This is a genomic window from Arenimonas sp. (genome assembly GCF_022842045.1).
Lineage (GTDB): Bacteria > Pseudomonadota > Gammaproteobacteria > Xanthomonadales > Xanthomonadaceae > Arenimonas.
Window position 1 is genome coordinate 13,715 of sequence record NZ_JALHQI010000014.1, and the last position, 20,507, is coordinate 34,221.

General features: G+C 69.7%; 10 protein-coding genes. 6 read left to right on the forward strand and 4 right to left on the reverse strand.

The window, feature by feature from the left end; genetic code table 11:
- Positions 1–50 precede the first annotated feature (50 nt).
- Positions 51–1,304, forward strand: coding sequence for a threonine synthase (locus Q0C12_RS04970; RefSeq protein ID WP_290887018.1), 1,254 nt, complete (start codon positions 51–53; stop codon positions 1,302–1,304).
- Positions 1,305–1,375: 71 nt separating this feature from the next.
- Here Q0C12_RS04970 and Q0C12_RS04975 read toward each other — a convergent pair whose 3' ends face one another.
- The 4 genes from Q0C12_RS04975 to Q0C12_RS04990 form a co-directional block, all read right to left on the reverse strand.
- A complete protein-coding gene (locus tag Q0C12_RS04975) occupies positions 1,376–2,725 on the reverse strand; it encodes an MFS transporter (protein WP_290887021.1) in 1,350 nt (449 codons plus the stop codon).
- Positions 2,726–2,846: 121 nt separating this feature from the next.
- On the reverse strand, positions 2,847–4,355 hold the full coding sequence (locus Q0C12_RS04980; RefSeq protein ID WP_290887023.1) for an oligopeptide:H+ symporter: 1,509 nt from the start codon (positions 4,353–4,355) through the stop codon (positions 2,847–2,849).
- A 164-nt stretch (positions 4,356–4,519) separates the two neighbouring features.
- Complete coding sequence (locus Q0C12_RS04985) at positions 4,520–6,106, reverse strand: AbgT family transporter (protein WP_290887026.1); 1,587 nt, start codon at positions 6,104–6,106, stop codon at positions 4,520–4,522.
- 57 nt (positions 6,107–6,163) lie between these two features.
- Positions 6,164–7,024, reverse strand: coding sequence for a tryptophan 2,3-dioxygenase family protein (locus tag Q0C12_RS04990; protein ID WP_290887083.1), 861 nt, complete (start codon positions 7,022–7,024; stop codon positions 6,164–6,166).
- A gap of 176 nt (positions 7,025–7,200) precedes the next feature.
- On the opposite strand from Q0C12_RS04990, the gene Q0C12_RS04995 reads away from it, so the two are divergent.
- From Q0C12_RS04995 to Q0C12_RS05015, 5 genes are all read left to right on the forward strand, one after another.
- Positions 7,201–10,350 (forward strand): lamin tail domain-containing protein, encoded by a 3,150-nt coding sequence (locus tag Q0C12_RS04995; protein ID WP_290887029.1) that lies wholly within the window; start codon positions 7,201–7,203, stop codon positions 10,348–10,350.
- A gap of 109 nt (positions 10,351–10,459) precedes the next feature.
- Entirely contained in the window at positions 10,460–14,962 is a 4,503-nt protein-coding gene (locus tag Q0C12_RS05000; protein ID WP_290887031.1) for a hypothetical protein, read from the forward strand.
- A gap of 131 nt (positions 14,963–15,093) precedes the next feature.
- Entirely contained in the window at positions 15,094–18,366 is a 3,273-nt protein-coding gene (locus Q0C12_RS05005) for a hypothetical protein (RefSeq protein ID WP_290887033.1), read from the forward strand.
- A 78-nt stretch (positions 18,367–18,444) separates the two neighbouring features.
- On the forward strand, positions 18,445–19,518 hold the full coding sequence (gene pdhA / locus Q0C12_RS05010) for a pyruvate dehydrogenase (acetyl-transferring) E1 component subunit alpha (protein WP_290887037.1): 1,074 nt from the start codon (positions 18,445–18,447) through the stop codon (positions 19,516–19,518).
- Positions 19,518–20,498: an alpha-ketoacid dehydrogenase subunit beta gene (locus Q0C12_RS05015; RefSeq protein ID WP_290887040.1), complete on the forward strand. Its 981-nt coding sequence runs from the start codon at positions 19,518–19,520 to the stop codon at positions 20,496–20,498. The genes pdhA and Q0C12_RS05015 overlap by 1 nt, the downstream gene beginning before the upstream one ends.
- Positions 20,499–20,507 lie beyond the last annotated feature (9 nt).

The window sequence follows — 20,507 nt, forward strand, 5'->3', positions numbered from 1 at the left end:
CAAATGAACCTGGTTCATTTGATTTTGGTTTCTGACTGAGGGATCGGGCGATGGGGTACTTGCGTTGTTTGAGGGGCATCGGGTCGGGCGTCGAGTATCCGGTGGAGCCGCCGATGAACCTCGACCCGGTCGATGGCCGGCCGGTGCAGATGGTGCTGGACCTCGAGCGGCTGGCGCGCGAGAAGCCCGGCGCGGCGTGGTACGACCCGGGCCGGAAGGACATGTGGCGCTTCGGTGCGCTGATGCCGCTCGACATCACCGACCCCGCCGACGCGGCGCACATCGTCGCGCTGGGCGAAGGCCACACGCCGCTGCTCGATTACACGGACCACGCCATCGCGCGCGCGGCTGGCTTGAAGCTGCAGCTCAAGGACGAAGGCCGCGCCCATCCCGGCTACGGCGCCAACCCCACGCAGAGCTTCAAGGACCGCGGCATGGCGATGGTGGTGGCGATGGCGCGCCGCGCCGGCCTCACCCGCCTGGCGGTGCCCACGCAGGGCAATGCGGGCGATTCGCTCGTGCGCTACGGCCTCGCCGGCGGCCTCGAGGTCGTGGTGGCGATGCCCGACGACACGCCGATGCCCATCCTCGGCCAGGTCGCCGCCATGACCCGCCTGCACCCGGACCGCATCCACCTCGAACTGGTGAAGGGCACCATCCGCGAAGCCGCCGCCAAACTGAAGGCCGACTACTGGCCGAACGGCTGGTTCAACTGCGCCACCTTCCAGGAGCCGGGCTGGCGCATCGAAGGCAAGAAAACCCTGGGCCTGGAAATGGCCGAGCCGCCGCCGGGCGAAACCCGCTGGTCGCTGCCCGACGCCATTGTCTACCCCACCGGCGGCGGCACCGGCGTGCTCGGCATGTGGAAGGCCTTCGACGAACTCGAGGCCCTGGGCCTCATCGACGCCCGGCGCCCGAAGATGTTCTGCGTGCAGTCCGAAGTGACCACGCCGCTGGTGCGCGCCTTCGACGAAGGCGCCGACGACACCCATGCCCTGCCGCAGACCGGCCCTACGATCTCCACCGGCCTGAATGTGCCCGCCGGCGTCGGCCAGTTCCGCGTGCTGCAGATCATCCGCGCCAGCGGCGGCGCCGCGATCGCGGTGTCGGAACCCGACACCGCCCGCGAGCTCTCGCAGGTGTGGCGCGAACGCCAGCACTGGATCTCCCCCGAAGGCGCCGCCTGCCTGGCCGCGCTGCCCCAACTGCTCGACCGCGGCCTGCTCACCCGCGGCGAGCGCGTCGTCGCCGTCAACACCGGCTCGCTCGAGAAGTACCTCCCCGACCTGCGCCACCTGCTCTGACCGCGGGGCAGAAGCGCCCTCAGGCACCCAGCGACGGCTGGGTGGGACGTCAGTCCCGATGCACCTGCGGGTCAGGAAGTGCGGGTGGTTACGGTCTCGAGGCCGTGGCCGCCGGGGCCTTTCTCGGTGACCCACAGGCGCCAGGCGAAGAACAGGCCCAGCGCGCCCAGCGTCGTGTAGACCCACATGCTGGCCGCGTAGCCTCCGGGGTTGTCCGGGCCGGCCCGGTAACGGTCGTTGAGGAAACCCACCACCAGCGGCACCAGCGTCCAGCCGATCTGCTGGCAGAAGGTCATCAGCGCATAGGCGGCGCCCAGCCTCCGCCCGTCCACGATGTAGGCCACCGACGGCCACATCACCGCCGGCACCAGCGAGAACACACCGCCGAACAGCAGCATCGCCACCAGCAGCGTCAGCGGCATCTCGCCGCTGCCGATGAAGGGAATGACCACGTTCACCAGCGGGCCCGGAGGCAAGTAAGTCACCGCCAGGAACAGCGGCAGCATCACCAGCGAGCCCACCGCCATGAACAGCGAACGCCGCCCCACCCGGTCCACCCACAGGCCGAACAGCGGCGTCGCGATGATGGCCGCCACCGGGAGCAGGCTGCTCAGGATGCCCGCCGCCTCGCGGCTGAGCCCGTGCGCCTGCTGGAAATAGTCGATGGCGAAGCTGCGGAACGGGAACACCGCTGAGTAGAACACCACGCACAGCGCCACGATGTACCAGTAGGACGCGCTGAAGCGGAACATGCCGCGCAGCTCCAGCCGGTCGGTTTCGCCCGCCTCCCCGAGGTTGAAGCGGCCCTCGGCGCGCTTTTCCATGAAGAAGTACAGCATCGCCGCGCCCACGCCGGCCGCCATGATGCCGGTGGCCAGCCACAGCGGGTCGTGCCAGTTCGAGTACAGCGGCTCGGCGAACGACGGCGACCAGTCGGCCGAGGCCGAGCCCAGCCGCGCGATCGAGAGGTTGATGCCGAACGCGAAGCCGAGCTCCTTGCCCTTGAACCACTTGGCCAGCACCGCCGTGACCGCCACGATCAGCGGCTCGGCGCCCAGGCCCAGCAGGAAGCGGCCGGCCATCAGGGCCGGGAAGTTCTGCGCCGAGGCGCTGACCGCGGCCGCCACCACGCACAGCGCCGCGAACGCGACGATCGCCCGCCGGGCGCCGAACCGGTCGATCACGTAGCCGCTGGCCAACAGCACCACCAGCGCCGCCACCGTGTACGCCGTCGACAGCATGCCGATCTGCTGGTAGCTCAGGCCAAGGCCGGCCTCCGGACTTCGCAGCAGGTCCACGACCGGGTTGAGCGCATCGTAGACGTAGTAGTTGCCGAACATGGCCAGGCTGACGAACAGCAGCACGGTCCAGCGGTAGGCGGTGCCGGGTCGCGGCAGCAGGGAATCGGGGGCCGGGCTCATATGCGCAGTCCAAGATGGGGCAGTCGCCGGACTTTAACCGTTCCGGCGACGCCGTGGCCGAAGCCGCAGGAAAAAAAACGGCGGCCCGGAGGCCGCCGTCGGGGTTCGCGGGTGGCGGCGCTTACTTCACGCCGTGCATCAGCTTCTGGATCAGGGGCGCGATCAGGAACAGCAGCACGCCGCTCCCCAGCAGCACCCAGAAGCCGAACGTGTATCCCGAAAGGGCCGAGTCCACGGTCATGCCGGTTTCGCCGCTGACGTGGCTGGCGAAGATGCCCGACAGGTTGTTGCCGATCGCCGTCGACAGGAACCAGCCGCCCATGCCGAAGCCGACCAGGCGCACCGGTGCCAGCTTGGTCACCATCGACAGGCCGATGGGCGACAGGAACAGCTCGCCGACGGACTGGATCACGTAGACCATGAACAGCGTCCAGAACGGGATCTTCAGCGTCTGCGGGTCGACCAGGCTCGACAGGGCGAACATCAGCAGCAGGAACGCCAGCCCGTTGAAGATGATGCCGAGACCGAACTTGCGCGGGATCGACGGATTGCGGCTGCCCATCTTGATCCACATCCACGCGATCAGCGGCGCCAGCGTGATGATCGCCAGCGAGTTCACGGACTGGAACCAGCCGACCGGGAAGATCCAGCCGCCGAGGTCGCGCTCGACGATGTTCTGCGCGAGGAAGTTGAACGAGCTTCCGGCCTGTTCGAAGAACATCCAGAACAGCACGTTGAACGCGAAGATGATCAGCATCGCGATGGCCATGTCGCGCCGCACCGCGCCATCCCGGAAACCTTCCTTCAGGATCAGCACGCAAAGACCGATGAAGAGCGCCGTCAGCAGCCACTGCAGGTTGCCGGCGTCGATCGAAAGCAGGAAGTAGATCACCGGGATCGCGACCAGCACGCCGGCGAAGACGTACAGCAAGTTGCGCTTGCCGCCGTCGCCATCCGGCGCCCGGCCGACGCCCTTGAGCTGGTCGCGGCCGAGCCAGAACCAGATCAGGCTGATCACCATGCCGATGCCCGAGGCGATGAACACGACCTTGTACGCCGGCAGCTCCGGCGAACCCCCGAACATCCGCTCGGCAAGCCAGCCGGTCAGGATCGGGGCGATGAACGCACCGGCGTTGATGCCCATGTAGAACAGCGTGAAGCCGGCATCGCGGCGCGTGTCACCCGACGAGTAGAGCTGGCCGACCATGGTCGAGATGTTCGGCTTGAACAGGCCGTTGCCCGCGATGATCGTGGCCAGGCCGAGCTTGAACACCAGCTCGTTCGGAACGACGATCATGAACAGGCCGATCGCCATCACCACCGCGCCGAGCAGGATGGAGCGCTGGTAACCGATGATCTTGTCGGCGACGTATCCACCAAACAGGGCGGCGGCATAGACCAGCGCCAGGTAGGCACCGTAGAGGCGGCTGGCCGGGGCTTCGCCGGCACTGTCGCCCGCGTAGAACTGCGCCACGATGTAAAGCGCCAGCGCCCAGCGCATGCCGTAGAAGGCGAAGCGCTCCCAGAACTCCGTCATGAACAGCATCCACAGCGGCTTCGGGTGGCCAAGCAACTGGCTGTACTGCGGAATCGGTGCGCCCGATTCAGGCGTGGTGGCGGCGCCGCTCATTGGATCTCTCCCCTGGGATTTCTTGTGGTTTTGGTTCCGGCGAAGCCGGGCCGGCCGGCCCCGGCCGGCCTGTGAAGGCCGGCAAGGTGTAGCCGGAATGGGCGGCGCCCGTCAAACCATCGTCACAAACCCGGCCCGCGGGATGAACGGGCCGGGCCGCCGGTTCAGCCGGCCGGGACGTACTCGTAGCTGGCGCCCACGCCCAGCGGGATGCCCAGGGCCCAGAAGGCGAGCAGGAAGCCCGTCCACAGCACCAGCAGGGTCACCGAGAACGGCAGCATCAGCGCCACCAGGGTGCCGATGCCGCTGGACTTCACGTACTTGCGGCAGAACACCACGATCAGCGGGAAGTAGGGCAGCAGCGGCGTGATGATGTTGGTGGACGAGTCGCCCACGCGGTAGGCGGCCTGGGTCAGGTCGGGCGAGATGCCCAGCTCCATCAGCATCGGCACCATCACCGCGCCGATCAGCGCCCACTTGGCCGAGGCCGAACCGACCAGCAGGTTCACGAACGCCGACAGGAACACGATGCCCACCAGGGTGAAGCCCAGCGGCAGGCCCAGCGCGCGCAGGCCGTTGGCACCCTCGATGGCCAGCAGTGCGCCCAGGTTGGACTGGCCGAAGGCGTAGATGAACTGCGCGCAGAAGAAGGCCATCACGATGTAGTAGCCCATGCCGCTCATGGCCTTGGCCATGCCCTGCACCACGTCGCGGTGGTTCTTCACCGTGCCCGAGACCAGGCCGTACACCACGCCCGGCACCAGGAAGAAGATGAAGATCAGCGGCACGATCGACTGCATCAGGGGCGCCTGCGCCACCAGCAGGTTGCTCTGGCCTTCCAGCAGTGCGGTGCCCGCCGGCGCGCGCCAGGGCGAGGCCTCCGGCAGCACCGTCATGAGGAAGCCCGCGGCCACGATCGCCATCGCCATCGCCGCCCAGCCCAGGCCGCTCTTCTCGGCAGCCGTCAGCGGGTCGAGCTTGGGCATCTCGGCCGGGTCGCCGTCGACCTTCGTGGCCTTCAGGCGCGGCTCGATCACCCGGTCGGTGAGGAACCAGCCGATGGCGATGATCAGGAAGGTCGACGCGGTGGTGAACACGTAGTTGTTCAGCGGATTCACCACCACGGTCGGGTCGGTGAGGTTGGCCGCGGCCTGGGTCAGGCCCGACAGCAGCGGGTCGAGGCTGCTGGGGATGAAGAAGGTCGCCGAGAAGCCGCCGGACACACCGGCGAACGCCGCCGCGATGCCCGCCAGCGGATGCCGGCCGGCCGCGTAGAAGATCACCGCGCCCAGCGGGATCACCAGCACGTAGCCGGCATCCACCGCGATGTGGCTGAGGATGCCGACCGCGATCAGCGCCGGCGTGAGCAGCATCTTCGGCGTCACCGTCAGCGCCGCGCGCAGGGCCGCCGAGATGAATCCGGTGTGCTCGGCCACGCCCAGGCCCAGCATGGCCACCAGCACCACGCCCAGCGGCGGGAAGGTGACGAAGGTATTGACCATGGCGGCCATGAAACCGGTGAGCGAGGCGCCGGCCAGCAGGTTCTTGATCTCGATGGGGTTGCCGGTGCGCGGGTCGAGCGCGTCGAAGCTCATGCCCGACATCGCCCAGGACACTACCCACACCACCAGCATCAGCAGCAGGAACAGCACCGCCGGGTCGGGCAACTTGTTGCCGATGCGCTCGACCAGGTCGAGCGAGCGGGCGATCCAGCCGCGCGGGGCGGCGGTGTCAGGGGTGGCGGGCGTCATGCGGGCTCCTCGGGATTGAGCAAAGTGCCCGAATCCTAACAGCCACCCGCGTTTGGTTCAGCCCGGCTGGCCCAGCACCGTGCGCACCTCGAACAGCTCGGGGAAGAAGGTCAGCTCCAGCGCCTGCTTCAGGAAGCCCACGCCCGAGCTGCCGCCGGTGCCGCGCCGGAAGCCGATGATGCGCTCGACCGTCTTCATGTGCCTGAACCGCCAGAGCTGGAAGCTGCCCTCCACGTCCACCAGCTGCTCGCAGGTGGCGTAGGCCTCCCAGTGCGTGTCGGTGTCCTCGTAGATGGCCTTGAACACCGGGATCAGCCCGGGCTCGCGCGCGTGCGGCTGCGACCAGTCGCGCTCGACGCAGCCGGCCGGGATGGCGTGGCCGCGGCGGTGCAGGTGGCGCAGGAATTCGTCGTACAGGCTCGGCGCTTCCAGCACGGCGGTGAGCGCGGCTCTGGCGGCCGGGTCGTGCCCGAACACCTTCACCATGCCGGCGTTCTTGTTGCCCAGCAGGAACTCGATCAGCCGGTACTGCAGCGACTGGAAGCCCGAGGCCGGGCCCAGGATGTCGCGGAACTGCAGGTAATCGGCCGGCGTCAGGGTCTCGAGCACCGACCACTGCTCGCTGAGCTGGCGCTGCACCTGCTTCACCCGCGCCAGGATCTTCTGCATCGGGTCGAGCTCGTCGCGCTGCAGGCAGGCGATGGCGGCGCGCAGCTCGTGGATCAGCAGCTTCATCCACAGCTCGGCCACGTGGTGCTGGACGATGAACAGCATCTCGTCGTGGTGCACCGGGTTCGAGAGCGGTTTCTGGGCGGCCAGCAGGGTGTCGAGCTGCAGGTAGCCGCCGTAGGTCAGGCGCTCGCGCAGGTCGGTGGTAATGGCGTCCTCCAGCGGGCGGAGGTTGTCGGGCGAGGTCATCGGGGGTCGGCAGGGCTCGGACAGGGCGTCCATGGTATGTGAAGACCCCGGGGCTGTCCCCGCGGGCGGTTCCTCACGCCACTTGTCACGCTTCTGACCTCGAAGTGGGCTAGATTCCGACCCCTTGGCGGGCTGTCCGCCGATAGCACTGCTTACCTCTTGGGGAGTCACACCGAATGAACCCGACCCACCGCGGCCCGCTGGCCGCGACGATCCTTGCCCTGTGCCTCGCGAGCCCCGCCTGGGCCGCGTCCGACCTCGCCATCAGCCAGGTCTACGGCGGCGGCGGCAACTCCGGTGCGCCCTTCACGCACGACTTCGTCGAGATCCTCAACCGCGGCCAGGCGCCGGTGTCGCTGGGCGGCAAGTCGATCCAGTACGCCTCCGCGACCGGCAGTTTCAGCAACGTGTTCGCCCTGCCCGCCGCCACCGTCCAGCCCGGCCAGTACTACCTGGTGCAGCTGGCGTCGGGCGCCACGGGTTCGCCGCTGCCGGTCACCGCCGACGCTAGCAACAGCTCCCCGAACCTGTCGGGCTCGGCCGGCAAGGTCGCCCTGGTCGACGGCACCGCCGCGCTGGCCTGCGGCGCGGCCGCCGCCCCGTGCAGCGAAGGCCAGCTCGCCGCCATGCTCGATCGCGTCGGCTACGGCACCAACAGCCTGCCCGAAACCGCGTCCGCCCCGGGCCTGTCCAACACCACCGCCGCCCTGCGCGCCGGCGGCGGCTGCACCGACACCGACGACAACAGCGCCGACTTCAGCGTCGTCGCCCCGGCGCCGCGCAACAGCGCCTCGGCGCTGAACCTGTGCGCCGGCGGCACCGACCCGACCGACCCGACCGGCAGCGGCAGCGCCAGCCCGGCCAGCCTCGCGAACGGCGACACCACCCTGCTCACGGTCACCGTGACGCCCGGCCGCAACCCCGACTCCACCGGCATCAGCGTGGTCGGCGACCTGGCCGCCATCGGCGGCAGCGCCGCCACCGCGTTCCGCGACGACGGCCTGCAGGGCGATGCGGTCGCGGGCGACAACGTGTTCTCGTTCGAAGCCCTGGTGGACGCGGCGCAGCCGGGCGCGGTGTCACTGATGGTCACCATCGCCGACCAGCAGGCGCGCACCAGCACCGCCAGCATCGGCCTGTCGGTGGTCGGCGAAGTGCGCATCTCCGACATCCAGGGCACCGGCACCGGCTCGCCGCTGGCGATCGGCACCCAGGTGCTGACCGAAGGCATCGTCACCGCCCGCCGTGGCAACGGCTACTTCATCCAGAGCGCGCCGGGCGACGAAGATGGCGACCCGGCGACGGCGGAAGGCCTGTTCGTGTTCACCGGCGGCACCCCGCCCGCGGACGCCGCGGTCGGCAACCGCCTGCGCATCGGCGGCACCGTCACCCAGTTCAGCCGCACCCCGCACGGTTACCCGCTGACCCAGCTGGGCAGCAGCAGCTTCACCGTGCTCTCGACCGGCAATCCGCTGCCGCCGTCGGTGACCCTCGATGCCTCGGCGCTGGCCGAAGGCGTGGCGCTCGATGCGCTGGGGCGCTACCAGGGCATGCGGGTCGACCTGCCGGCCGCGGTGGTGGTGGGTCCGACCAACGGCTTCGGTGATTTCCACGTCACCCTGCCGGGCACCGTGCGCCCCGCGCGCGAGCCGGGCATCGCCGCGCTCGACGCGGTGCCGCTGCCGGCCGGGAACAACATCCCGCGCTTCGACCGAAATCCCGAGCGCCTGCGCGTCGAGAGCCTGGGCCTGGAGGCGGGCACCGCGCTCAACGTCGACGCCGGCACGCAGCTGCAGGGCATGGCGGGCGTGATGTACTACGACCGCGGTGACTTCACCCTGCTGCTCGGCGACAACAGCGGCATCGTCGCCAGCGGCGGCGCCTTCGTCAGCGCGGTGCCGGCGGCGCCGGCCGGCGCGGTGCGCATCGGCAGCTACAACATCGAGAACTTCGCCCTCACCGGCGACTTCCTCACCCGCCTCGACAAGCTGTCCGAAGTGTTCTGCCAGTACCTGGGCAACCCCGACATCGTCGGCCTGGTCGAGATCGCCAACCAGGCCGCCGCCGACCGCCTCGCCTCGGCCATCAACACCAACGAATTCGGCACCTGCCCGGACAACCCGCAGTACACCGCCACCGTGCTGTCCAACAGTGGCAGCCAGCGCCTGGGCTACCTGGTCAAGACCGCACCGGTGGTGGGCAGCAGCGCGCGCGTGACGGTGGATTCGGTGACCGAGATGTTCGTCGGCGAACCGCTGGTGGCGCCGGATGGCAGCACCGCCTCGGGCGTGCTGTTCGACCGTGCCCCGCTGATGCTGGCCGCGCGCGTGACCGGCGAGAACGGCGAGCAGTTCCCGGTCACCGTGCTGCTCAACCACACCCTGTCGCTGCTCGACGTCAACTCGCTCTCCACCCGCAGCGACTCGTGGCTCACCGCCGGCAACCGTTCGCGCGGCAAGCGCCTGCAGCAGGCGGTGATGCTGTCGGAGCTGGTCGAGGCGATCCAGGCCGACCCCACCCCGGCCAACCTGGTGCTGATCGGCGACTACAACGCCTTCGACTTCAGCGACGGCTACGTGGACGTGATGGGCATCATCGGCGGCACGCCGGCGCCGGCCGACCAAGTGCTGCTCAACGGCCCCAGCGCGGTCACCCGCCCGCTGGTGAACCTGATCTCCACCAAGCCGGAAGCCGAGCGCTACTCGTACGTGTTCGAGGGCAACATCCAGAGCCTCGACCACGCGCTGGTCAACGACACCGTGCTCGCGAACACCGAGGCCCGCCTGTTCCACGCCCGCGTGAACAGCGATTTCGCGACCGACAACGCCGCCGACCCGACCGTGCCGGTGCGCACCTCCGACCACGATCCGCTGGTGGCCGAACTGCGCGTGGGCCGGTTCCTGGACGCCGACCTGGCCGTGGTGGTCGACAGCCCGCGCAAGCCGGTGCCCAGCGGCCGGATCGCCCGCTTCGACGTGACCGTGGCCAACCTGCAGGCCGCCGACGCGCTGCAGCCCGCGCTGCAGGTGGCGGTCGAGGCCCTCCCGGGCCGGGTGCGGATCGTCCCGGTTGGGGGCTGGACCTGCGACGCCCCGGTCGCGACCGATGCCGGCAGCGAGGTCGCCTGCCGCCGCGACGCGGCCATGGCACCGGGCGCAATGGCGCGCCTGCGCCTGGAGGTGGACGCGGTGCGCCTGGGCGGCTTCCAGGACGTGGGCGTGGAAGCCACCGTGACCACCCTGAGCCGCGACCTGGACCCGGCCAACAATGCCGACACGGGCCGCGCCACGATCGTCGGCCGGCCGCAAAACCCGTTCGACCGCTGAAAGCCGGCTCCGGTGGATTCCAATCCGCCGGGGCTTGGCTAGAATCCATCGCAGGGCTTGACTCCGACCCCGCCTGCACCGGCGGGGTCTTTATTTGGGGAATCCACCGATGTCTATCCTGCGACGGGCCGCCTACGGTCTGCTGTTCTCCGCCTGCCTGGCGCTGCCGGTGGCCGCCGGCGCCAAGCCAGGTGTGGGCGAGGACCGGGCGGAGACCGTGCCGGCCAAGATCCACGAGATCCAGGGCAGCGGGCTGGTCTCGCCCTTCGCCGGCACCGAGGTGGTGGTCGAGGGCATCGTCACGGCGAAGACCGACCAGGGCTATTTCATCCAGTCCCCCGACGCCGCCTCCGACGGCCATCCGGAGACCTCCGAGGCCCTCTTCGTGGAGAGGGAACTGCCCGATCAGCTCCTCGTGTCCACGGGCGACCGCGTGATGGTTTACGGCCGGGTGGAGGAGGTGCTGCCCGGGGACTACCCGCACCAGCTGACCGTGACGCGGCTGGTCGACGTCACAGCGCAATTCGTCCTCGCCAGCGGCGAACCGCTGCCCGCGCCGGTCCAACTCGACGCCGCCGACCTCGCGCCCGACGGCGACCCGACCGCGCTCGAGCACCTGGAAGGCATGCGCGTCAGCGCCTTCCAACTGGTGGTCGTGGGAGCCACCGAGAGCTTCGTCGATCCCGAGACCCAGACCGTGCTGCCCGGCGGCGTTTTCCACGCCGTCTTGAACACCGATATCGCCAGCGAGGCGCCGCCGTACCGCGAATCCGGCCTGCCGCCCTTCACCGCCGAACCGCTGCCGGCCGGCAAGTCCCTGGCCTTCCACGACGGCAACCCGCAGGTGTTGGCCGTCGACGGCAACCGCCAGCGCGGCGACACCGACCACGACCTCGAGGTCGGCCGCAACGACCGGATCCGCAACGCGGTGGGCGTGCTCGACTACGACCGGCGCTTCACGCTGCTGATCGATCCGCAGGCGCCCCTGGTGGTCGATCCCGGCTGGCGCGGCGAAGGCGCCTTTTTCCTCGCGCCCGGCGAAGTGAAGCTGGTCTGGATGGACCTGGGCGGCCTGTACGACGCCAGCGACGACCCGCTTCGGGACGAGCCGCTGCCGTCGCAGGCCGTGTACGAGGCCCGCCTCGCCAAGATTGCGCAAGGCCTTTGCAACTTCCTGGCCAACCCCGAGGTGATTGCCGTCGGCGGCGTGGAGAACGCGCAGGTGCTGCAGGACCTCGCGGCGCTCGTCGAAACAAACCCGACCACGTATTGCCCCTGGCCCCGGCAGTACCAGGCCGTGCTGGTGGAAGGCAGCGACCCGGGCGGCCTCGACCTTGGCTTCCTGGTCGCGGGTTACCTCGTCGATGGCGTGAACCCGCGCGTACAGGTGCTCGAGGCCGGCACCTTCGCCGGCGCCGACACCAGTGCGAACCCGGACGGCTCAAGCGAGCCGCTGTTCGTGCGCCCGCCGCTGGTGGCGCGCCTGCGCCTGACCGACGAGGAGGGCCGCCAGAGCGATTTCACCGCGGTGAACACGTTCCTGTTCCCGGGCAGCGATTCCGATTCACTCGCTTCCGGCGCGGCCGGCTGGGCCACCGCGGGCGAGCGCACCATGACACTGCGCGCCCGCCAGGCCGCGCGCATCGCGTCGTGGATCCACGACCGCCAGCAGGCCGACCCCGGGGAAGCGCTGGCCGTGCTCGGCGGCTTCGAGGCCGATGCGTTCAACGACGGCCGCGTGGACGTGATGGGCATCGTCACCGGCCGTCCCGCCCCGGCGAATGAGACCTGGGTGTCGGCGCCCAGTGCGATCACCGCGCCGCTGTCCAACCTCACGCTTCTGGCACCGGCCAGCACGCGCTACAACGCCAACGACCGCGGCGAGTTCCGCGCGCTGGACCACATCCTCGTCAACGACGCCATGCGCCGCCGCTTCGCCATCACCAGCGCGCACCCGCGCATGAATGCCGACTTCCCGGCCAGCGCGCGCGCGGCCGGCGACGACAGCTTCACGTTCTCCGCGCGCGACCCGCTGATGGCGCGGATGGCGGTGGCGGCCTTCATCGACGCCGATACCCGCGTGGAGATCTATTCCAGCGGCACCTTCAGCCCGCGCGTGGACAACATCTTCTACCTGGGCGTCACCAACCAGGGCCCCGACCCGGCGCCGTCGCTCGAGCTGGTGATCGAATCGAGCCTCGCGCCTGCGCAGTGGAGCCTGGCCACCAGCTGGCCGGGCTGGACCTGCGGCGCGGTCGAGGCGGCGGCTGGCGGCAGCCGCGTCACCTGCAACAACCCGCGCCTGGTCGAGAGCGCCGGCTTCGAGATGCACGTGCCGGCGGATCTGTCGCTGGACGGCGGCAGCGCCACCTTCACCGCGCGCCTCACCGGCGGCCACAACGACCCGAACCTGGCCGACAACACCTCGACCCGCGTCTTCAGCTTCGATGGCCGCGTCGACCTGCGCACCGAGCTCATGCCCATCAACGGCACCGAGGACCTCATCCCCGGCGACTCTGGCGGCTGGGTGGTGATCGTCAACCGCGGCCCGCTCAACCCGCCGGGGCCGGTGACGATCACCCTGGACGTCGATGCCGACGCCGACGACATCACGCTGAACCTGTCCAACGGTTACGTCACCTGCGACGCCGGTGTCGCGACCGCGCCTGGACGCAGCCGCTTCACCTGCACCGCGGTGAACGACGACTTCCTGCAGGTCGCGGTGTTCGCGCTGACCTTCCAGACCGGGCTGCTCGACGGCGGCCGCGTGATCGGACTGCGGGCCGAGGCCCGGGCCAGCGGCACCGATCCCACGCCCGACGACAATGTCGCGACCGCCACGCGCCGCGTGTCGGACCGCGTGGACCTGGTGGTGTCGACGCCGTCGCCCTCGCTTGAGGTCGCCACGCTCGACAGCCAGCCCCGCGTCTTCGTTTCGGTCGCCAACGTGATCCGCGGCGTGGCCCGCAACGCCCGGCTCGAGATCCTCGTGGACCTGCCGCCCGCGGCGATCGACGAGGTGCAGACGATCGTCTCGGGCCAGGCGCCCGACATCTGGGCCTGCCTGCCACCGGCGGCCGACGGCGCGGGCGCGCGCATCGTCTGCACACCGACCTCGCCGCTGGTGCAACCGCAGTTCCCGTCCTACAGCTACGGATTCTCGCTCGCGCTCACCCCGCCCTACCGGGAAGGCCTGCCGAACTACACGGTCACCACCCGCGTCATCGCCACCTCCGATTCCGAGGAGCAGGTGCCGGCCAACAACAGCGGCGAGGCCAGCTTCACGGTGGACCAGACCACCAACCTGGCGATGTACGTCACGTCGCCCAACGGCCCGGTCGCCGAACCTGGCCTGGCGACGTTCCCGGTGCGGGTGGAAAGCTTCGGCCCCAACACGCCGCGCAACCCGCGCATGCGCCTGTCTTTCGACGCAGTGCTGGCGCCGGGCGACATCCTGGTGTCCGACAACTTCGGACAAGCCGTGGCCTGCACCGGCGATGCCGCGCCGGCCGGCAGCACCGCCGTGGTTTGCCCGGTACCGCTGGCCTATCCTTTCATGACGGTCGCTGCCCGCACCTCGCCAGCGCTGGCGGTTCGCGGCATGCTGGCGCTGCAGGCCACGGCATCCAACGACCTGCCCGAGGCGACGCCGGCCAACAACGTCGCCAACGGCACCGTCAACGTCATCGCGCTGGCGGACCTTTGCCTGGGCCGCGACTGCGTCTCCTTGCCACGACCGTATCCGGTGAGGCTTGAGCCGGACCAGCTCAACACGCTGACGTTCGACGTGGCCAACCTCGGCCCGAGCACCGCACGCAACGCCGTCGCGATCGTCGATGTCCTGCTGAAGGCCTCGCGCGTGACCGCCTCCTTCAACGGCCAGGCCTGCGAACCGGCCGAGGACATCGGCACCAGCAACAGCCGGGTACGCTGCCCGCTGGGCGACCTGGTTGGCGACGGCGCCCGCGGCACGCTGTCCTTGGCACTGGATACCGCGAACCTCCTGCAGGGCGACCAAACGAACCTGCGCATTCGCCTGCAGAGCGACGTGCCTGACCCGCGCAACCTGAACAACGAGATCAGCCTCGTGCTGCCGATCGCACCCGTCGTCGATCTCTCGGCCCAGGTCACCGCGAAGGCCACCCGCTTCCCGGGTCCCGCGGTGTTCTCGATCACCGCGGCCGCCGACGGTCCGTCGACCAGCGCGCTGAGCGATCTCGTCATCCGCGTCGAGTCCCCGGGCGCCAGCAGCTACGCCAATCTGGTGATGGACGGTCCGGGCTGGCTGTGCGGCCTCACCATCTTCGACGTCGAGCTCCAGGAATGGACGTGCAGTCGCTTCCTGCCGATCGCTAGCGGTGCGCCCAGCCTGATCGGCGTCGAGGTGCCGGCCTTCCGGTTCGGCCAGATCGGCCGTGCCATCCGCGTCACGGCCACCCATCGCTACCCGCCGACCGCGCTGGCCGTCGACCGCACCCCGGACAACAACAGCGACCACGCAGCGCACGTCGTCGACGGCCGCCGCACGCAGTCGATGAAGGACGCATCGAGGCCAAAGGCGACGAATGACCCGCGCCGCGGCGTGAACGCCGGCAGGGCGCCGATCCGTTGAGCGCGTGAAATACGGACGGGCGGAAGAAGAAATTTTCTCTTTCCGCCCATCCGGTACCGGGATGGCTAGACTCTGGGCACTGCCATAGAAGGCGCCGCCCTCGCCGCGGCGCCATCCCCGGGGAAAATCCAATGCCGAATCACGTCGCCCGCGTCCTGCTGGGCCTGTCCGTCCTCGCGCTCGGCGCCGCCACGACCGCCGCGAAGTCACCGCCCGCCGATCGCCTGGGCGTGGTGGACACGCTCATCCACGAGATCCAGGGCAACGGGCTGGCCTCGCCGCTGCTGGGAACCCGGGTCACCACCCAGGGCGTGGTCACCGCCGTCGTCGGCGACGGCTATGTCCTGCAGTCGCTGCCGGGCGACGAGGACGCCGATCCCGCGACCTCGGAAGGCCTGTTCGTGTTCACGGGCACCGCGGACCCCACCGTCGCCGTCGGCCAGCAGCGCGAGGTCGAGGGCCTGGTGCAGGAAGCGACTATCGGCGACAGCCCGCACCAGCTCGCGCTGACGCGGCTGGTCGACACGCAGTCCCTGCTGCTGGCCTCCGGCCTACCGCTACCCGTGCCGGTGGCGATCGTCGCCGAGGAGCTGTCGCCGGACGCCGACGTGGATGCGCTCGAACGCTACGAGGGCATGCGGGTGTCGGTGGCGCGCTTGGTGATAGTCGGCCCCACGGGCGCCTCGATCGACCCCACCCTGCTCACCGCGACCAGTGACGGCGTGCTCCATGCTGTCTGGGGCCAGACCTTCGGCATCGACGCCGAGCCCCCGCTGCGCGAACCCGGCCTGTCCTTGCTCGATGCCGGCACGCCGCCGACCGGCAAGAACCTGATGATGCACGACGCCAATCCGGAAGTACTGCGCATCGACAGCCGCGCCCAGCCCGGCACGCCACGACTGGACCTGGGCAGGAACGACCGCCTGCGCGACGCGGTCGGCGTGCTGGGCTACGCCGACGCGCGCTATTCGCTGCTGCTGGACCCTGTATCGACGCTGGTCGTGCAGCCGCGTCCGCGCGGCGGCAACAGCGCCCGCTCACCGGTCGAACTGCGCATGGCCTGGGTGGATCTCGCCGGGCTGTTCGACGCCAGCGACGATCCTGCGCGCAGCGAGCCGGTCCCGGCGCCGGCCGGCTACCAGGCCCGTCTCGCCAGGATCGCCAACAGCATTTGCCGTTCGCTCAACAATCCCGAGGTGATTGCGGTCCAGGGCGCCGAAAATCTGCAGGTGCTCCAGCAGCTGGCGGCCGTGATCGAGACCAACCCATCGACGTTCTGCCCCGACCCTCGCCAGTACGAGGCCTTGCTGGTCGAAGGCACGGACGCCAGCGGCCTGGACGTCGGTTTTCTGGTCGCCGGTGCCGTCGTGGACGGCCTCAACCCGCGCATCGCCGTGCTCGAGGTCAGCACCCCGGGCGCGGCGGAAACCAGCGCACACCCGGCCGGTGGCTCGGAGCCGCTGTTCACGTCGCCGCCGCTGGTGGCGCGCTTGCGGATGACCAGCGGGCGAGGACGCACGCTAGTGCTCACGGCGGTCAATGCGCGCCTGCACCCGCTGGGCGGGGCCGACTCGTTGCTGCCCGGCGCCAACGGCTGGGCCACCGAGGGCGAGCGCATCATGACGCTGCGCGCCCGCCAGGCCGCCAGCCTCGCCACTTGGATCGAGGCCTGGCAACAGTCCCATCCGGACGAAGCGCTGGCCGTGTTCGGCGGCTTTGACGCAGACCCGTTCAATGACGGCCGCGTGGACGTCATGGGCCTGGTCACCGGCCGCGCCGCGCCCGCGGACCAGAGCTGGGTTTCGCTTCCCAGCGCAGTCACCACGCCGCTGACGAACCTGACCCTGACGGTGCACCCTTGGCTGCAATACAACGCGACCGAGCGCGGCGACCTGCGCGGCCTTGACCACATCCTCGTCAATGCGGCGATGCTGGAGGCGGTGGGCTTCCTGGCCGCGACGCCGCGCGTGAACACCGATTACCCGGCCGTCGATCGCTTCGCCACCGGCACCGGCAAGTACGCCTTCTCACCGCGCGATCCGCGCCTGGCGCGGATGTCGGTGAAGTCCTTCATCGATGCCGACACCCGTGTCGAGATGAACCTGCCCGCCACCCTCAACCCGAACGGCTCGGGCACGTATCCGCTCGCCGTCGCCAACGCCGGTCCGGACTTCGCGCCGTTGCTGGCATTCGAGGTCCGCTCGACCCTGCCGCCAGCCCCGTGGGCGCTTACCCCCCTGTGGCCCGGCTGGTTCTGCAGCGAGCCGGAAGCCACGGTCGATGGCAGCCGCAGCCTGTGCCGGCACGATGGCTTGCGGGCCCCGGAGTACAACCACTTCCAGCTTTATGTCGGCAGCGACCCGTCGTTGGAGGGCACCCGCACCACCTTTGTTGCCAGCGTGACCGGTGCGCACGGCGATCCCGATCCGGGCAACAACGAAGTCCAGGCCACCATCGATTGGGACTCGCGCGTGGATGTCTTGGTGGAGCTGTCGGCGGGCAATGACGCCGACCCCATCCTGGCCGGCGAAACGGGGGTTTGGGCCGTGGCCGTGAAGCGCGCGGGCCTGAACCCGCCCGGCCAGGTGGGCGTGGCCATAGAAGTTGATGCCGAAGTGGGCCAGGTGACCCTGGTCCGGGATCCCGCCGGGATGGGCTGCAACCCGGGCACGCCGACCGGACCGCGATCGAGCCGGTTCGAATGCACCATCTACGGCACCAACGCGCTGACGCTCAAGACCTTCGACGTCAACGTCGCCACGCGGCCTGAGGATGCCGGCCGCGTGATCGGCGTGCGGGTCACCGCCGAGACCTACTTCGGTGTGACCGACATCGACCTCGGCAACAACACCGCCGCCGTCAGTCGCGCCGTGGCCGGCGTCGTAGACCTTTGGGCGCGCGTCGCGGCCAAGCCCACCCGGTACCCTGCACCGGCGGAATTCCTGGTCTCGGCGGGCGCCAGTGGCTCGCCCCATGCCGACATTAGCCGTGTGGTCATCGCCGTCGAAGGGCCCTTCCAGTCCGATGCACCCGTCGTGACGGGCGATGGCTGGACCTGCATGTTGCTGTTCGGCATTCCCTCCGATCCAACCCGCGTTCGGTGCGATCGCCTGTGGCCGCTCGCGGCGGGCAGCACCAGCTTCTTCACCGTCAAGGTGCCGGCGGATCGCTTTGAACAGGTGGGCAGCAGCCTCCGCGTCAGCGCCCATCATGCCTTCCTGTACGGCGCGGCTTCCATCGACAACAATCCGTACAACGATTACGACGAGGCCACCTGGGTGGTGGATGGTCGCCGCACGCAATCCGTGACCCCGCCCGCGGAACCAACGCCGGCGTACGGTAAACCACGCCTCCCCACGCCAACGCCGCGCAAGCCGCAGGCGCGGGCCGCCGCGATGGACTGACGCGTTTTTTCCCCGACCGGCGCTTGCCACGCCCGGTCCGGGGCTGCTATCAAACGGGTCTGCCTGGGAGGGCCCGTGATGGCGACCGTTGCCAGTTTCGAAATCGAATACCTGCAGTACCTGGGGCCCGACGGCCGTTTGGTGCGTGAAGACCTGCCCGAGTTCGCCAAGGAGCGGAAGAACCTGGTCGAGCTGTTCAAGACCATGCTGTACGTGCGCACCTTCGACACCAAGGCGGTGGCGCTGCAGCGCACCGGCAAGCTGGGCACCTACGCCAGCTGCCTGGGCCACGAGGCCGCGCACATCGGCATCGGCACGGCCATGCAGTACGACGACGTGTTCGCGCCGTCGTACCGCGAGTACGGCGCCCAGATCGTCCGCGGCGTGAAGCCGCGCGACATCCTGATGTACTGGGGCGGCGACGAGCGCGGCAACGACTTCTCCGGCCCGCCGCACGACTACCCGTGGTGCGTGCCGATCGCCACCCAGTGCCTGCACGCGGCCGGCGCCGCGCTGGCGTTCAAGCTGCGCGGCGAGCCACGCGTGGCGGTCACCTGCGTCGGCGACGGCGGCAGTTCGAAGACCGACACCTACGCCGCCATCAATTCCGCCGGCGCGTACACGCTGCCCTTCGTGCTCTGCATCATCAACAACCAGTGGGCGATCTCGGTGCCGCGCAAGGCCCAGACCGGCGCCAAGACCCTGGCCCAGAAGGGCTTGGCCGGCGGCCTGGACTGCGTTCAGGTGGACGGCAACGACATCATCGCCGTGCGCGCCGCGATGGACCACGCCATCAAGCGCGCGCGCAACGGCCATGGCGGCAGCGTGCTCGAGCTCGTCACCTACCGCCTCTCCGACCACACCACCGCCGACGACGCCCGCCGCTACCGCGACGACGCCGAGGTGAAGGCCGGCTGGGAGCGCGAGCCGATGTCGCGCCTGCGCACCTTCCTGATTTCGGAAGGCGTGTGGAGCGAGGCCGAAGAGGCCGCGTGGAAGGAGGAATGCGGCAAGCGCGTGGACGAAGAAGTGAACGCCTACCTCGAGACCAAGGTGCAGCCGGTGGAAGCGATGTTCGACCATCTCTACGCCGAGCTTCCCGCCGAGCTGGAAGCCCAGCGCGAAGACGCCATCCAGTGGGAGGCTCGCTGATGGCCGCCATCACCCTGATCGAGGCGATCACGCAGGCGCTGGCCTGGGAAATGAAGCACGACGACACCGTGGTCGTGCTGGGCGAGGACGTGGGCGTGAACGGCGGCGTGTTCCGCGCCACCGCCGGCCTGCAGCAAACCTTCGGCAGCGAACGCGTGCTCGACACGCCGCTGGACGAAACCACCATCGCCGGCCTCACCGTCGGCCTGGCCTCGCAGGGCTTCAAGCCGGTGGCCGAGGCGCAGTTCGACGGCTTCATGTACCCGATGGTGGACCACATCGTCTGCCACGCCGCGCGTTTCCGCTACCGCACCCGCGGCCGCCTGACCTGCCCGATGGTGCTGCGCGTGCCCTGGGGCGGCGGCATCCGCGCGCCCGAGCACCATTCCGAAGCCAACGAGTCCATCTTCACCAACGTGCCGGGCCTGCGCGTGGTGATGCCGTCCTCGCCGCAGCGCGCCTACGGCCTGCTGCTGGCCGCGATCCGCGACCCCGACCCGGTGATCTTCTTCGAGCCCAAGCGCATCTACCGCCAATACAAGGAAGAGGTGCCCGACGACGGCGAGGCGCTGCCGCTGGACGTGTGCTTCGTGCTGCGCGACGGCAGCGACGTCACGATGGTCACCTGGGGCGCGCAGGTGAAGGAAACGCTGGAGGCCGCCGACAAGCTGGCCGAGCAGGGCATCAGCGCCGAGGTCATCGACGTCGCCACGCTGACGCCGCTCGACTTCGACACCATCAAGGAATCCGTGGCCAAGACCGGCCGCTGCGTGATCGTGCACGAGGCCGCCAAGACCGCGGGCTTCGGCGCCGAAATCGCCGCCCGCCTGTCGGAGGAGTCGATGTTCGACCTGGTCGCCCCGGTCGAGCGCGTCACCGGCTACGACACCCACATCCCCCTGTTCCGCCTGGAAATGAAGTACCTGCCCAGCGTGGACAAGATCGTCGCCGCCGCCCAGCGCGTCGCCGCGGCCGGCTGAGGACACCCC